Below are 15,339 nucleotides of genomic sequence, written 5' to 3'. Positions count from 1 at the left end.
CGCCCTCCCCGCCGCGTCTGTCATGTCTGCGTGACTTGCGTTGAATAATATATTATGTTCGTAATATAAATCGAGTAACGCTTATCCCAGGCCCTGCGCTGGTGATCCGGCGAGCGCGGGCTAACCTCGATTGACCCCTTTTTCCAACTCGGAGAGCACTGCATGAGCGCATACGATGTGATCGTCATCGGCGGCGGCCCCGGCGGCTACAACGCGGCCATTCGCGCGGGCCAGCTGGGCCTGAAGGTCGCCTGTGTGGAGGGCCGCGAAACCCTCGGCGGCACCTGCCTGAACGTCGGCTGCATGCCGTCCAAGGCGCTGCTGCACGCGTCGGAACTGTACGAAGCGGCGGCCGGCGGCGAGTTCGCCAACCTCGGCATCCAGGTCAAGCCCAAGCTGGACCTGGCGCAGATGATGAAGCAGAAGGCCGAGAGCGTGACCGCGCTGACCAAGGGCGTGGAATTCCTCTTCCGCAAGAACAAGGTGGACTGGGTGAAGGGCTGGGGCCGCATCGACGGGCCGGGCAAGGTGGAAGTGACCGCCGCCGACGGCAGCAAGAGCAGCCTCACCGCCAAGGACATCATCATCGCCACCGGTTCCGAGCCCTCCCCGCTGCCGGGCGTGGACGTCGACAACAAGCGCATCCTCGACTCCACCGGCGCGCTGTCGATTCCCGAGGTGCCCAAGCACCTGGTGGTAATCGGCGCCGGCGTGATCGGCCTGGAGCTGGGTTCGGTATGGCGCCGCCTGGGTGCGGAAGTCACGGTCATCGAATACCTCGACCGCATCTGCCCCGGCATGGACCTGGAAACCGCCAAGACCTTCCAGCGCGCGCTGACCAAGCAGGGCATGAGCTTCAAGCTGGGTTCGAAAGTCACCCAGGCCAAGGTCAGCGGCAAGCAAGTGACCCTGAGCGTCGAGCCGGCTGCTGGCGGCGCGGCAGAGTCGATCCAGGCGGAGCTTATTCAGGCAGATCGTGTATTGCTCGCCATCGGCCGCCGCCCTTATACGCAGGGCCTGGGGCTGGAAAGCGTGGGCCTGGCTACCGACAAGCGCGGCATGCTGGAAAACCATGAACACCGCAGCAGCGTGCCGGGCATCTGGGTGATCGGCGACGTGACCTCCGGCCCGATGCTCGCGCACAAGGCCGAGGACGAGGCCATCGCCTGCGTCGAACTGATTGCCGGCAAGGCCGGGGAAGTGAACTACGACGTCATCCCCAGCGTGATCTACACCCATCCGGAAGTGGCCACCGTGGGCAGGACCGAGGAGCAGCTCAAGGCCGAGGGCCGCGCTTACAAAGTGGGCAAGTTCCCCTTCACCGCCAACAGCCGGGCGAAGATCAACCACGAGACCGAGGGCTTCGTGAAGGTGCTGGCGGACGAGCGCAGCGACGAGATCCTCGGCGTGCACATGATCGGCCCGAACGTCGGCGACATGATCGCGGAGTACTGCGTGGCCATGGAGTTCCGCGGCGCCGCCGAGGACATCGCGCGCACCTGCCACCCGCACCCGACCCGCTCCGAGGCACTGCGCCAGGCGGCGATGAACGTGGACGGCTGGGCCATGCAGGCCTGACCGCTCGTCGCCAACTACAGATGGCACATGCGGCGCGATGGCGCACCCCGAAAATCGCTACAGGCCACGGCTGACGGGGCCTGTAGCGACTGAAACAGTTTTATTTGCGACTATTTTGTGTACAACCGCGACATGGGTTGTGACTTTCTTCGACTCTGAATCCATCAATTGCGTGAACGAACACGAAAGTGGATGAACCGCTTTCGCCACCTTCGCAATGGATTACCACGCAGAGAGATCACAACCATGCATGCGACTCTTCGTTTCAACGAGGCTCTGCTGATCACTGGACGAGCCTTCCAACCCTTCAATTGTGTGACCTGGGTTGACCAAGGGGGCGACGGCAGCCTCGACCTGTCCGTCCTCGATCGCACCGGTACCCGTCTGCTGGGCCTCACCCGCATTCCCAGCTCCGCCTACTCCGACCCGGAGCAGCTCGAAGGCCTGCTGAACCAGGCCCGCGACGAGCTGAACCGCGAAGGCTACCGCCTGCAGGAATGGCACATGCCCGCCTGATCCGCAGACAGGTACCCCAAGAAGCCCGGCCCCAAGCCGGGCTTCTTCATTTCCGGCGCCAGCCGTCGGCAAGCGCTCAATTTGCCGCTTCGTCAGCCGACAACGAAGTGTCGGTCGCCGTCCGAGCTGCATCGTTTCAGCTTCGATTCCGAACATTGGCTTTCCGCTCGTCCGAAACCCGCATTCCACTGCCGGTTCAGCGGGAGCAGCGATCGACAATGATGGCAATTTGCAGCCATCCTGTGTTTTGCTCACCCCGTCTCGTCTTCCACCGGGCCTTCGGCACGCAGTACGGTCTCGTTCAATGCTCGATCTGCAGCGATATTTCTACAGCGGCGACACTCCTTCGCTGCTGGTTTTCGGCGAGCACAACAATGCTCTGGTGCTGCTCTCCATCCTGATTGCCGTCTTCACCTCGACCATGGCCCTGCAACTGTCAGGCGTGGCGCGGCTGGCGCGCAGCCCGTTCTACCGCCAACTGGCCATCGGCACCGGCGCGGTGGCCCTGGGCGGTGGCGTGTGGGCGATGCACTTCATCGGCATGCTGTCCTTCCAGCTCTGCGCGGCGGTGCGCTACGACCCGTTGATCACCCTGCTTTCCGGCCTGCCGAGCCTGTTCGCCTCCTGGATCGCACTCAACCTGCTGGCCCAGCGCAACGTCAGCACGCTGCAGTTCATCGGTGGCGGCGTGCTGGTCGGCGCCGGCATCGGCGCCATGCACTACAGCGGCATGGCGGCCATGCAGATGGCGCCGCTGCTGCGCTACGACCCGTGGATGTTTGCCCTGTCGATCCTCGTCGCGGTGGTCCTGGCCGTCATTGCGCTCTGGGTGCGCTTCGGCCTGCGCGGCAAGATGCGCCCGAACCTTGCCATTCTGGTCAGCGGCCTGGTGATGGGCCTGGCAATTGCCGGCATGCACTACACCGGGATGGCGGCGGCACGTTTCGTCGGCATGGAAGAATTTGGCGTGCCGCAAGGCGTGCAGGGCAGCTTCTACCTGGCGATGGCGGTGTCCATGGCCACCATCAGCCTGAGCATCTGCGTCGCCGCGGTGAACGGCCTGCTGCGCTATCGCCAGCTGTTCCAGGAGCTGGAGCGCCGGCGCAAGCACCTGGATTCGCTGCTCGACGCCGCCGTCGAGGCGATCCTCACCATCGATCACAGCGGCGTGATCCGCTCGGTCAACCACGCGGTGCTGCGCCTGTTTGGCTGGCACCCGCACGAGCTGGTGGGCAAGCCCATGCAGGTGCTGATGAACGAGGCTTACGGCCATCAGTTCCGCATGGCGCTGGAGAACTACAAGAGCAGTGGCAAGCGCCAGTTCAGCAACTCCGAACTGGAGCTGGAAGGCCTGACCCGCGACGGCCGGGAAATCCCCGTGCGCGTCAGCCTCGGCGTCACCGATCACAACGGCAAGCCCTGGTTCGTCGTGTTCGTCGCCGATATCAGCGAACGCCGCGAAATGGAGCAGGCCCTGCGCACCAGCGAGGAGCAGTACCGCTCGCTGATCCGCAACATGCCCGGCATCGCCTTCCGCGTCCTCCCGGACGACGCCTGGAGCACCCTGTTCGTCAGCGATGCGGTGGAGGCCGTCACCGGCTGGTCGGCGCAGGACTTCAGCGACCAGCGCATCACCTTCGCCCAGCTCTACCATCCCGATGATCAGGAAGCGGTGAACGAGGAAGTCCGCCGCGCCATTGCCGAGCGCCGCAGCTACGTCGTCGAGTACCGGCTGTTCGACCGCAGCGGCGCCGAACACTGGATCTGGGAAGGCGGCAGCGCCTGCTACGACGAGGCTGGCAACCCGCAGTGGATCGACGGGGTGCTGCTCGACCAGACCGAAACCAAGCTGCTGAGCAACGAGTACGAAGGCAAGGTCACCGCCATTGGCCGCGCCATGGCGCTGATCGAATTCGACCTGGACGGCCGCGTACTTGCCGCCAACGAGAACATCCTCGAACTCTTCGGCTACACCGAAGCCGAGGTACTGGGCCAGCACCACAGCCTGTTCTGCCCGCCGGACATCGCCGCCAGCGCCCGCTACCAGGCCTTCTGGCAGGGCCTGCGCGAGGGCGAGTACAACGCCGGCGAATACCGCCGCCTGGCCAGGGATGGGCGCGAGGTGTGGATCCACGCCACCTACAACCCGATCCTCGACTTCGACGGCAAACCGGTGAAGGTGGTGAAGCTGGCCACCGACCTCACCCCGCGCCGGGTCATGGAGCAGGAACTGCGCAGCGCCCGCGACCGCGCCGAACAGGCCGCCGCCGCGCGCAGCAGCTTCCTGGCCAACATGAGCCACGAAATCCGCACGCCGATGAACGCCATCATGGGCTTCACCGAACTGCTGCTGGATTCACCGCTGGAAGACAATCAGCGGCGCTACCTGAGCACCGTACAGAACGCTTCGCGCTCGCTGCTGGGCCTGCTCAACGACATCCTCGACACCGCCAAGCTGGACCGTGGCGCCATCGAACTGGAAGCCCTGGACTTCTCCCTGCCGGAGCTGTGCGAGCAGGTCTGCGCGGCGCTGCGACTGTCCGCCGAGCGCAAGGGCCTGAGCCTGCAGATCGACTACGGCCCGCGCGCCGGCGAGTACTTCCGCGGCGACCCGCTGCGCCTGCAGCAGGTGCTGACCAACCTGCTGGGCAACGCAGTGAAATTCACCGAGCGCGGCGAAGTGCGGCTGGTGATCAGCGGCGAACCCGGCGCGCTGCGCCTGGCCATCCGCGACACCGGCATCGGCATCGCCGCCGACCGCCTGGAGCGCATCTTCGACCCCTTCGCCCAGGCCGACGCCTCCATGAGCCGGCGCTTCGGCGGCACCGGGCTGGGCACCACCATTTCGCGCCAGCTGGTGGAGCTGATGGGCGGCCGCATCACCGTGGAAAGCGAAGTGGGCCGGGGCAGCGTGTTCACCGTCGACCTGCCCTTGCCAGCCGGCCACAGTGTGCAACCGGTTACCCGCAGCCACGCGCCGGGCCTGCCGCCGCTGCGCATCCTGGTGGCGGACGACGTGCCGCAGAACGTCGAGCTGCTGGAGCTGAACCTGCGGCGCCTGGGCCACCACCCGCACAGTGTCGGCGACGGCCAGGCCGCGGTGGAGGCCTACAGCGCGCAGGACTTCGACCTGGTCCTGATGGACGTGCAGATGCCCGGCATGGACGGCCTGGAAGCCACCCGGCGCATCCGCACCCTCGAGCAGCAGCGTGGCGTCGAGGCCGTCCCTATCATTGCCCTGACCGCCAGCGTGCTCGACCGCGACCGGCAGAACGCCCTGGACGCCGGCATGAACGGCTTCGCCAGCAAGCCGCTGGAGCTCAATGCCCTGCTGGATGAGATAGCCCGCCTGCTCGGCGCCGCGCCCGCAGTACGCAGCACGCAAGCCACCGCGCCAGCACCACTGGCAACCCTGGACTGGACCGTCGGCGCCCGCCTGTGGGGCGGGCCGCTGCCCATGGCACGGGCCATCGTGCGCTTCCTCGAAGAGCAGGAAACCAGCCTGAACACCCTGGAAAGCGCAGTGAGCAACGGCGATCGCGCCGGCATTGCCGCCCTCGCCCACCGCCTGCGCGGCGCCGCCGCCAACCTCGCCCTGCCGCGTCTGGCCGGCGCCATCGGCGCACTGGAAGGCTCCGCAGAGCAGGGCAAGGCTGAACAACTGGCGGCGGCCCTGGAGCGTGTCCGCGCGGAGTTCACCACGGTCCGCGAATCAGTGCCGCTGGTACCGGAAGCCTTCGCCGAGGCGGTTGGGGCAGCCGTTGGCGAGGCCGCCTCGCAGGACCTGCGCGACGCGCTGCAGGCCCTGCAACTGGCCCTTTCCCGCGGCGGCCTGGACGACCAGGCACTGGAACGCCTGCGCCTGGGCACCGCCCAAGGCGAACACCGCGAGGCCTTCGAAGCCCTGCGCTATGCCATCGACGACTTCGACTTCGACCAGGCCCTGGAATGGGTCCGGACCCTCGGCGCCCGCCTGGAGCAAGCATGACCCTGACCGCCCAAGATCATCGTCCCTGCCTGCTGCTGGTGGACGATAAAGCCACCAACCTCCAGGTGCTGCGCCACATCCTGCAGGACGACTACCGCCTGCTGTTCGCCAAGGACGGCGACAAGGCGCTGGAGCTGGCCAACCGCGAACGCCCGGACCTGGTCCTGCTGGACGTGATGATGCCCGGCATGACCGGTTTCGAGGTCTGCCAGCGGCTCAAGGCCGAGCAGGCCACCTGCGCCATCCCGGTGATCTTCGTCACCGCGCTGGCCGATGTGCCCGACGAGGCGCGGGGCTTCGAGGTCGGCGCGGTGGACTACATCACCAAGCCGGTGAGCCCGCCCATCGTCAAAGCGCGCGTGCGCACGCACCTGTCGCTGGTGCGCGTGGAAGAGCTGCGCGAGACGCGCCTGCAGATCGTCCAGCGCCTGGGCAAGGCCTCCGAGTACAAGGACAACGAGACCGGCCTGCACGTCATCCGCATGAGCCACTACGCGCACATCCTGGCCCGCGCCGCCGGCTTCTCGGAGAAGGCCGCCGACGACCTGCTCAACGCGGCGCCCATGCACGACGTGGGCAAGATCGGCATTCCCGATGCCATCCTGCAGAAGCCTGGCCGCCTCGACGAACAGGAATGGGCGGTGATGCGCCAGCACCCGGAGATCGGCGCGCGGATCATCGGCGAACACGACTCCACCCTGCTCACCCTGGCGCGCAGCATCGCCCTCACCCACCACGAGCGCTGGGACGGGACGGGTTACCCCAATGCCCTGCGCGGCGAGGAAATCCCCCTGGAGGGCCGCATCGTCGCCATCGCCGACGTATTCGACGCGCTGACCAGCGTGCGCCCGTACAAGCCGGCCTGGAGCATCGACGAGGCCATCGAACTGCTGCGTCGGGAAAAAGGCCGCCAGTTCGACCCGGAGCTGGTGGAGCTTTTCCTCGGTTGCCTGCCCGACATCCTCGCCGTGCGCGAGCGCTGGGCCGACGCCGGCTGAGCCGCAGGCCGCGCAAATCCTGCTTTACTCTCTGACCTGCAACCCCTGCCGAGAGTAAGCAAGATGAATGCGAAGCAACGCGACGCCCTGCTGGCCACCCTGCAGGCGCGGTTCAAGCAACACCCCGAGCGCCACAAGGGCATCGACTGGGCGGAAGTCCAGGCGCGCCTGGAGGCCGCCCCGGCCAAGTTGAAAGCGCTGGAGCAGATGGAGGAAACCGGCGGCGAACCCGACGTGGTCGGCCGCGAAAGCGCCAGCGGCGCCTTCCTGTTCTTCGATTGCTCCGCCGAGACCCCGGTCGGCCGCCGCAGCCTCTGCTACGACCGCGAGGCGCTGGACGCACGCAAGAAGGACAAGCCCGCCGGCTGCGCCACCGAGCTGGCCGCGCAGATCGGCATCGAGCTACTGGACGAGGCGCAGTACCGCCAGCTGCAGGAGCTGGGCAGCTTCGACCAGAAGACCTCCAGTTGGCTGCGCACGCCCGGCTCCATGCGCAAGCTGGACGGCGCGCTGTTCGGCGACCGCCGCTACGAGCGGGTGTTCACCTACCACAATGGCGTGCAGTCCTACTACGCCGCGCGCGGTTTTCGCGGTGTGCTGATGGTTTAGAGGCGCTCATCTGTAGGCCATTTCTGAACGATTCCTGTACCGCTACCGAACTTTCCCAGGGCCGGCCGGCAGCCCTTGATTCATGTCAGACGGATTCCTCCGAGCGGCGCGCAGCCTTGCCACACCCGCTCAGCTCAAGAGGAATCCCGCGTGAAAACGCCCGCCTGCCTTCTGCTCGCCGGCCTGCTGGCCGGCTGTGGCCCGACGCCGTCGGCGCCGATAGATATCGTGCGCCCGGTAAAGCTCTACAGCGTGCCCGCCGCCACCGCCGAAGGCGTGCGTCAGTTTCCCGGCCAACTGGTAGCCTCGGACGAGGTCGACCTGTCCTTCCGCCTCGCCGGCCACCTCAAGACCCTGACAGTGAAACAGGGCCAGCGCGTGGAGCGCGGCCAACTGATCGCCGAACTGGACGACGCCGACCTGCGCCTGCGGCTGCGTGACCGCGAAGCCAGCTATAACCTTGCCCGCGCCCAATACCAGCGGGTCGCAACGCTCAACGAACGGCAACTGGTGGCCCGCGCCGAGCTGGATCAGCGCAAGGCCCAGCTGGATTCCGCCGAAGCCGCGTTGAAGCTGGCCCGCCAGGAACTGGGTTACGCGCGCCTGGCGGCGCCCTTCACCGGCGTCATCGCGCAGGTGCCGGTGCAGAACCACCAGATGCTGCAGCCCAAGCAGCCGGTGGCCATCCTGCAATCCGCCGATAGCTACGACGTGCAGTTCCAGTTGCCGGAAAGCCTGCTGGAGCGCGTCGACGGTGCGAGCCTGCGCAGCGACTACCAACCCATCGTGCGCCTGGCCCGTGTGCCTGGCCGGGACTTCCCCGCGCACTACAAGGAGCACAGCACCCGCCCCGATCCGGCGACCCTGAGCTACACCGTCACACTCACCCTGGAGCGACCGAAGGACGTCACCCTGCTGCCGGGCATGAGTGCCACCGTCGAGGTGGATTTCGCCCAGCTCGGCCGCGATGCGCAGGCGCTCCTGCGGGTGCCGGTGGAAGCGGTCTTCAGCGCCGACGACGGCGCGCCGGGGCAGAGCCAGGTGTGGGTAGTAAAAGGCGACGGCGTTGCGCTGCGCGTTGAACGCCGCACGGTGCAACTTGGCCAACCCGGTGCCGAGGGCATCCAGATTCTGTCGGGGCTGGAGCCGGGCGAGCGCATCGTCGCCGCCGGCACCGCCGAGCTGCGTGAAGGCCAGCACGTGCGTCCGTGGCAACGCGAACGGGGGCTGTGATGGACTTCACCGGCTATTTCCTGAAAAACAAGGTCGGCAGCTGGATCGTCATCCTGCTGCTGGCCCTCGGCGGCCTCTACGCCATCCTGGAGATCGGCCGGCTGGAAGACCCCGCCTTCACGGTGAAGACCGCCGTGGTCGCCACCCGCTACGCCGGCGCCTCGCCGCAGCAGGTGGAAGAGGAAGTCACCTACCCGCTGGAAAACGCCATCCAGCAACTGGCCTACGTCGACAAGCTGACTTCGATCTCCAGCGCCGGCCTCTCGCAGATCACCGTCAACGTGAAGCCGCAGTACCGCGCAGGCGACTTGCCGCAGATCTGGGACGAACTGCGGCGCAAGGTCAACGATCTCGCTCCGCACCTGCCGCCGGGCGTTTCGCCGCCACAGGTGAACGACGATTTCGGCGACGTGTACGGCATCCTCCTGTCGCTCTCCGGCCAGGGCTACAGTTACCAGGAGCTGCGCGACTACGCCGACTACCTGCGCCGCGAGCTGGTGCTGGTGCCCGGCGTGAGCAAGGTGGTGGTTTCCGGCCTGCAGGCCGAACAGGTGCAGGTGGATGTCTCGCGGGAAAAGATGACCGCCATGGGCGTCCCGCTGACTCGCTTGGTGAACCTGCTGACCCGGCAGAATGTGGTGTCCGACGCGGGTAGCCTGCGCGTCGGCAGCGAGAGCATTCGTCTGCACCCCACCGGCGAATTCACCGACGTCTCGGAGCTGGAACAGTTGCTGGTCAGCGCACCGGGCAGCGCCCAGCTGATCCGCCTGGGCGACATCGCCACGGTGAAACGCGGTTTCACCGACACTCCCAGCCACCTCTGGCGCGCCGACGGCGAAGCGGCCCTGGCGCTGGGCATCGCCTTCGCCCCGCAGGTGAACGTGGTAAAGGTCGGCGACGCCGTGCACCTGCGCCTCGACCAGCTGGAAAGCGAACGCCCCGCTGGCATGCAGCTGACGCCGTTCTATGACCAGGCCGTGGAAGTGCACGGCGCAGTGAACGGTTTCCTGCTCAGCTTCGTCCTGGCGCTGGCCATCGTGGTCGGCACGCTGCTGGTCTTCATGGGCCTGCGCAGCGGCCTGGTGATCGCCGGGGTGCTGGCGCTCAACGTGCTCGGCAGCCTGCTGCTGATGTACCTGCTGGGCATCGAGCTGCAGCGCATCAGCCTCGGCGCGCTGATCATTTCCCTGTGCATGCTGGTGGACAACGCCATCGTCGTGGTCGAGGGCGTGCTGGTCGGGCGCCTGCGCGGCCAGGGCATCGACGCCGCGATCCGCCACATCGTCCGCCTCACCGCCCTGCCCCTGCTGGGCGCCACGGTGATCGCGGTGCTGGCCTTCGCGCCCATCGGCCTGTCTTCCGACTCCACCGGTGAATACTGCCGCTCACTGTTCGATGTGCTGCTGGTGTCGCTGCTGCTCAGCTGGGTGACGGCCATGACCCTGACGCCGCTGTTCGCCCGCTGGGCCTTCGCGAAGATGCCGGCACAGGCAGCGAGCGCCGAGCCGCACCAGGGCTGGCTGTACCGCACCTACCGCGGGCTGCTGGAAGCCTGCCTGCGCCAGCGCGCGCTGACTCTGGGCGTGCTCGCCCTGGCACTCGCCGCATCGCTGCTGGGCTTCTCCCAGGTGCGGCAGAACTTCTTCCCGCCGGCCAACACGCCGATGTTCTTCGTCGACCTGTGGCTGCCGCAGGGCACGGCCATCGAACACACCCGCGACCTGGCCGCCGAGATCGACCGGCACATCACCGCCCTGCCGGGCGTCGAACGCACCGTCACCAGCATCGGCCAGGGCGCACCACGCTTCATCCTCACCTACAGCGCCGAACGCCAGCACGCCAACTACGCGCAAGTGCTGGTGCGCACCGAGAACCGCGCGCAGATTCCAGGGCTGATCGCCGACCTGCAGCACTACCTCGATGAGCGCTATCCGCAAGTGCAGACCGGCCTCAAGCGCCTGATGTTCGGGCCCTCCAGCGGCAGCGCCATCGAAGTACGGCTGACCGGCGCCGATCCGCAGGTGCTGCGCCGCCTCGGCGCGCAGGTGGGCGATATCCTCGCCGCCGACCCGGTCGCCACCGGCGTCGGCCATGACTGGCAAGCCCGCGCGCTGCTGGTCCGCCCACAGTTCAACGAAGCCCGCGCCCGCGAACTGGGGATCGACAAGGGCGACCTGGATAGCCTGCTGCGCATGAGCTTCAGCGGCCTCTCCGTCGGCCTCTACCGCGACGGCACGCAGCAGTTGCCCATCGTCGTGCGCGAACGCGACCTGGACGCCGGGCAGATCAACGACCTGATGCTGTGGAGCCCGGTGAGCCAGCGCTACCTGCCCATCGAACAGGTGGTCGGTGGCTTCGACAGCGTCTGGGAAGACCCACTGATCCTGCGCCAGGACCGCAAGCGCACGCTGACGGTGATGGCCGACGTCGCCCCACAGAGCGGCGAAACCTCCTCGCAATTGCTCGCCCGCGTGCGCCCGCAGATCGAGGCGCTGCAACTGCCACCGGGCTACGAACTGGCCTGGGGCGGCGACGTGGAAAGCTCTGGTGATGCCCGCAATGGCGTACTCGGCAGCCTGCCGATGGCCTTCCTGGCGATGTTCATCATCACCGTGCTGATGTTCTCCTCGCCGCGCAAGGCGCTGCTGATCTGGCTGACCGTGCCGCTGGCGATGATCGGCGTGACCGTCGGCTTCCTGCTCACCGGCATTCCCTTCGGCTTCATGGCGCTGCTCGGGCTCCTGAGCCTGTCGGGCATGCTGGTGCGCAATGGCATCGTACTGCTGGAGGAAGTCGACAACCTCGCCGCCGGCGGCCAGCCGCCGCGCGAGGCGCTGGTGAACGCGTCCTGTGCGCGCCTGCGGCCGATCTGCCTGACTGCGCTGACCACCATCCTCGGCCTGGCTCCCCTGCTGCTGGACGCGTTCTTCCAGAGCATGTCGGTGGTGATCATGTTCGGCCTGGGTTTCGCCACGCTGCTGACATTGATCGTGCTGCCGGTGCTGTATGCCAGCGCGTATCGGCTGGGTGCAGCCAGGTAGGCCGGCCTGTAGATTGGCAAGATTCGTGGGGTGACTGACGTTGCCGCCAGCGTCGGCCACCGCCACACTCGTGACATCCAATGAACGAGTGTCGCCATGGAATCGCTGCGCCGCATCGCCTGCCTGCTCTACCCCGAGGTCATGAGCCTGGACATCACCGGGCCGCTGCAGGTGTTCGCCTCGGCCAACGTCGAGCGCCAGCGCCAGGGCCTGGCGCCGGTCTATGAGCTGCTGGTACTGGGCGAACAGGCCGGGCGGGTGGCCACCTCGGCCGGCCTGCGCATCTGCGCTGACATGGGATGGCGGGAAGTCGAGCCCGCCACCCTGGATACCCTGCTGGTGCCCGGCGGGCTGGGCGTCCCGCAACAATGCGAAAACACCGACCTGCTGCATTGGCTGGCTGCCGCCGAGCCCCAGGTGCGCCGGCTCGGCTCGGTGTGCTCCGGCGCGCTGATCCTCGCCGCGGCCGGCGTGCTCAACGGCCGTCCGGCCACCACGCACTGGGCGGATGTCGATGAGCTGTGCAGCGACTACCCCGAGGTACTGGTCCAGGGCGACCGCCTGCATACCTACGATCCGCAGCGCCGCGATGGCGACGATCACGTGTTCACCTCGGCCGGCGTCACCGCTGGCATCGACCTCGCCCTGGCGCTGGTGGAAGCCGATCTCGGCCGTGCCCTCGCCCTGACCGTGGCGCGGCGGTTGGTGATGTTCCTCAAGCGCCCCGGCGGGCAGGCGCAGTTCAGTCACTGGTTGACCCCGGAACCTAGCCGCACGCCACGCCTGGCGGCACTGCTGGAGTGGATACCGGCCAACCTGGGCAGCGACCTGTCGCTAGAGGTTCTGGCCGAACAGGCGTGCATGAGCCCGCGCACACTGTCGCGGGTGTTCATCAACGAACTGGGCATGGGCCCGGGGCGCTACGTCGAACGCGTGCGCCTGGAAGCCGCCCGCGCGCTGCTGCAGGACGCCCAGGCGTCGATCAGCACGGTGTCGCGCCTGTGCGGCTTCGGCCACCCGGAAAACCTGCGCCGTACCTTCCACAAGCACCTGGCGATCAGCCCGCAGGAATACGCCGAGCGCTTCGGCCAGTTGCACTGACTTCACTCCACAGCAAAGGACTTTGCCATGCTCGAACTCCGCCCCGGCTGCGAATGCTGCGACCGTGACCTGCCCGGCGACAGCGCCGACGCGCGCATCTGCAGCTTCGAATGCACCTTCTGCACGGACTGCGCCGAACAAGTGCTGCACGGCCATTGCCCGAACTGCGGCGGCGAACTGCTGCCACGCCCACGCCGGCCGCTGGCGAAACTGGCGGCCAACCCGGCCTCGACCCAGCGCGTGCTCAAGCCTGCCGGCTGCCAGGGCTGAGGACGGAGCATGCTGCTGCGCACTCCGGCGATCCGCCTGCTGTTCGCCAGCCAGGCGCTGTACTGGTCCTGCTCGCTGATCGGCATCACCCTCACCTCGCTGGTGGGCGCGCAGCTCACGCCGATCAACAGCCTGGCCACGCTGCCCCTGGCGATCCTGGTGCTGGGCAACCTGCTGGCGGTGCAGCCGTTGTCGCTGTTCATGCAACGCCACGGACGGCGGCGCGGCCTGCTGCTGGGCGCCGCCTGCGGCGTGTTCGGCGGGCTGCTATGCGCGCTGGGCGTCTGGCTGGCGGACTTCCTGCTGTTCTGCCTGGGCGCGTTGCCTATTGGCGCCTACCAGGCGTCGGCGATGTATTACCGCTTCGCCGCGCTGGAAGCGGTGGACGAAACCCACAAGGGGCGCGCCACCGCCTACGTGATCGGTGGCGGCGTGCTGGCGGCGTTGCTCGCACCGAGCCTGGCGCTGTGGTCGCGCAATGCCCTGCCCGCGCCCTTCGTGGGTTCGTACCTGACCATCGCTGTGCTGGCGCTGGTCGCCCTCGCCGTGCTCAGCCGTCTGCCGGAAGGCGCAGCGCCCGCGCCATCCACCGGCGGCTGGAAGGTGATGCGCGAGCTGCTGTCGCGCCCGGCGGTCCGCGCGGCCATGGCCTGCACCGCCGCCGGCCACGGGCTGATGATCCTGATCATGAACGCCACGCCACTGGCCATGAGCTTCTGCGGGCTGCCGCTGGAGCGCTCGGTGAGCGTGATCCAGTGGCACGTGCTGGGCATGTTTCTCCCCGCCTTCGTCGCCGGCCCGCTGGTGGACCGCCTCGGCGGCCGCCGCGTGGCCTGGGCCGGCATGGCGCTGCTGGCAGTGAGTGCGGCGGTGGCGCTGAGCGGTCAGTCGGTGGCGCAGTTCCTCATCAGCTCACTGCTGCTGGGCATGGGCTGGAACCTGATGCTGGTGGCCGGCACCACCCTGCTCGCCTTCGGCCACACGCCGCAGGAGCGCGGGCATGCGCAAGGGCTGATGGAGCTGGGCAACGGCAGCCTGGCGGCGCTGATGTCGTTCAGCTCCGGCGCGCTGATCACCAGCGTCGGCTGGAGCGCGGTGAACCTGCTGGTGTGGCCGGTGCTGCTGGTGGCGCTGGTGATGCTCTGGTCGGGACGGCGGGAAGTGGCGCAGGCCTGAGAGTTTGGCTGCCTACGCGGTTCGCGAGCAAGCTCGCTCCTGCAAGGAGTACCACTGCGTCGGGCGCATAACCCGGAACGGGTTATCCGCCGCAATGGCGGATAACGCCTGAGGCGTTGTTCGCCCTACGTTTCCGAGCAGGCTCAGGCCCGGCTCCAAACGAAAAAGGCGACCCGAAGGTCGCCTTTTCGCTGCTCGATCGCCTGCCTTTAGTAGTAGGCGTTCTCGCGGTTGCTGTGGTCGGTGACGTCACGCACGCCCTTCAGCTCAGGGATGCGCTCGATCAGGGTCTTCTCGACACCGTCCTTCAGGGTCATCTCGACCGCACCGCAGCCCTGGCAACCGCCGCCGAAACGCAGCACGGCGATGTTGTCCTCGACCACGTCCACCAGGCTCACCTGGCCGCCGTGGCTGGCCAGGCCGGGGTTGATCTCGGTCTGCAGGTAGTAGTTGATGCGCTCGGTGATCGGGCTGTCCTCGTTGACCATCGGCACCTTGGCGTTCGGCGCCTTGATGGTCAGCTGGCCGCCCATGCGGTCGGTGGCGTAATCGACCACGGCGTCTTCCAGGAAGGGCTCGCTGATGGCGTCGATGTAGGCAGTGAAATCCTTCAGGCCGACCGGGGTGTCTTCCGGCTTCTGCTCACCCGGCTTGCAGTAGGCGATGCAGGTTTCGGCGTACGTGGTGCCCGGCTGGGTGATGAAGATGCGAATGCCGATGCCGGGAGTGTCCTGCTTGGACAGCAGCTCGGCCAGGTAATCCTGTGCGGCTTCGGTAATGGTGATAGCGCTCATGGCAACTCCTCGCAAACGTGGCGCCAGTTTACGCC

General features: G+C 67.3%; 11 protein-coding genes. 10 read left to right on the top strand and 1 reads right to left on the bottom strand.

Features of this window, described 5'->3' with window-relative positions; genetic code table 11:
• Nucleotides 1-162 precede the first annotated feature (162 nt).
• From lpdA to RS899_RS07610, 10 genes are all read left to right on the top strand, one after another.
• Entirely contained in the window at nt 163-1,578 is a 1,416-nt protein-coding gene (gene lpdA / locus RS899_RS07655; RefSeq protein WP_315809536.1) for a dihydrolipoyl dehydrogenase, read from the top strand.
• Between the two features lie 246 nt (nt 1,579-1,824).
• Nucleotides 1,825-2,094 carry a hypothetical protein gene (locus RS899_RS07650; RefSeq protein WP_024763325.1) on the top strand — a complete coding sequence of 90 codons (270 nt, stop codon included), beginning with the start codon at nt 1,825-1,827 and terminating at the stop codon, nt 2,092-2,094.
• A gap of 304 nt (nt 2,095-2,398) precedes the next feature.
• Entirely contained in the window at nt 2,399-6,082 is a 3,684-nt protein-coding gene (locus tag RS899_RS07645) for a PAS domain S-box protein (protein WP_315809535.1), read from the top strand.
• The gene (locus tag RS899_RS07640) at nt 6,079-7,080 is read left to right on the top strand and encodes a two-component system response regulator (protein ID WP_315809534.1); all 1,002 of its coding nucleotides are present in this window, start codon (nt 6,079-6,081) and stop codon (nt 7,078-7,080) included. Before RS899_RS07645 ends, RS899_RS07640 begins: the two co-directional genes overlap by 4 nt.
• 63 nt (nt 7,081-7,143) lie before the next feature.
• Complete coding sequence (locus RS899_RS07635) at nt 7,144-7,689, top strand: DUF4256 domain-containing protein (protein ID WP_315809533.1); 546 nt, start codon at nt 7,144-7,146, stop codon at nt 7,687-7,689.
• Nucleotides 7,690-7,839: 150 nt separating this feature from the next.
• Entirely contained in the window at nt 7,840-8,922 is a 1,083-nt protein-coding gene (locus RS899_RS07630; protein ID WP_315809532.1) for an efflux RND transporter periplasmic adaptor subunit, read from the top strand.
• The gene (locus RS899_RS07625) at nt 8,922-11,963 is read left to right on the top strand and encodes an efflux RND transporter permease subunit (RefSeq protein WP_315809531.1); all 3,042 of its coding nucleotides are present in this window, start codon (nt 8,922-8,924) and stop codon (nt 11,961-11,963) included. The genes RS899_RS07630 and RS899_RS07625 overlap by 1 nt, the downstream gene beginning before the upstream one ends.
• A gap of 96 nt (nt 11,964-12,059) precedes the next feature.
• Nucleotides 12,060-13,064: a GlxA family transcriptional regulator gene (locus RS899_RS07620; RefSeq protein ID WP_315809530.1), complete on the top strand. Its 1,005-nt coding sequence runs from the start codon at nt 12,060-12,062 to the stop codon at nt 13,062-13,064.
• 27 nt (nt 13,065-13,091) lie between these two features.
• Nucleotides 13,092-13,334 carry a DUF1272 domain-containing protein gene (locus tag RS899_RS07615; protein WP_054907695.1) on the top strand — a complete coding sequence of 81 codons (243 nt, stop codon included), beginning with the start codon at nt 13,092-13,094 and terminating at the stop codon, nt 13,332-13,334.
• Nucleotides 13,335-13,343: 9 nt separating this feature from the next.
• Nucleotides 13,344-14,510 (top strand): MFS transporter, encoded by a 1,167-nt coding sequence (locus RS899_RS07610; protein ID WP_315809529.1) that lies wholly within the window; start codon nt 13,344-13,346, stop codon nt 14,508-14,510.
• A gap of 209 nt (nt 14,511-14,719) precedes the next feature.
• On the opposite strand, the gene nfuA is transcribed toward RS899_RS07610, so the two are convergent.
• Nucleotides 14,720-15,304 (bottom strand): Fe-S biogenesis protein NfuA, encoded by a 585-nt coding sequence (nfuA, locus tag RS899_RS07605; RefSeq protein WP_054907697.1) that lies wholly within the window; start codon nt 15,302-15,304, stop codon nt 14,720-14,722.
• Nucleotides 15,305-15,339 lie beyond the last annotated feature (35 nt).

Origin of the sequence: Pseudomonas sp. C9-3 (genome assembly GCF_032392015.1) — a bacterium.
GTDB lineage: Bacteria > Pseudomonadota > Gammaproteobacteria > Pseudomonadales > Pseudomonadaceae > Pseudomonas > Pseudomonas nitroreducens.
This window is presented reverse-complemented; position numbering and strand designations above follow the sequence as displayed.

Excerpts from the sequence above, each read along its gene's own strand:
- RS899_RS07650 (WP_024763325.1), top strand. The coding sequence starts at position 1,825 with ATGCATGCGACTCTTCGTTTCAACGAGGCTCTGCTGATCACTGGACGA.
- RS899_RS07610 (WP_315809529.1), top strand. The coding sequence starts at position 13,344 with ATGCTGCTGCGCACTCCGGCGATCCGCCTGCTGTTCGCCAGCCAGGCG.
- RS899_RS07645 (WP_315809535.1), top strand. The coding sequence starts at position 2,399 with ATGCTCGATCTGCAGCGATATTTCTACAGCGGCGACACTCCTTCGCTG.
- RS899_RS07635 (WP_315809533.1), top strand. The coding sequence starts at position 7,144 with ATGAATGCGAAGCAACGCGACGCCCTGCTGGCCACCCTGCAGGCGCGG.
- RS899_RS07640 (WP_315809534.1), top strand. The coding sequence starts at position 6,079 with ATGACCCTGACCGCCCAAGATCATCGTCCCTGCCTGCTGCTGGTGGAC.
- nfuA (WP_054907697.1), bottom strand. The coding sequence starts at position 15,304 with ATGAGCGCTATCACCATTACCGAAGCCGCACAGGATTACCTGGCCGAG.
- RS899_RS07620 (WP_315809530.1), top strand. The coding sequence starts at position 12,060 with ATGGAATCGCTGCGCCGCATCGCCTGCCTGCTCTACCCCGAGGTCATG.
- RS899_RS07615 (WP_054907695.1), top strand. The coding sequence starts at position 13,092 with ATGCTCGAACTCCGCCCCGGCTGCGAATGCTGCGACCGTGACCTGCCC.
- RS899_RS07625 (WP_315809531.1), top strand. The coding sequence starts at position 8,922 with ATGGACTTCACCGGCTATTTCCTGAAAAACAAGGTCGGCAGCTGGATC.
- lpdA (WP_315809536.1), top strand. The coding sequence starts at position 163 with ATGAGCGCATACGATGTGATCGTCATCGGCGGCGGCCCCGGCGGCTAC.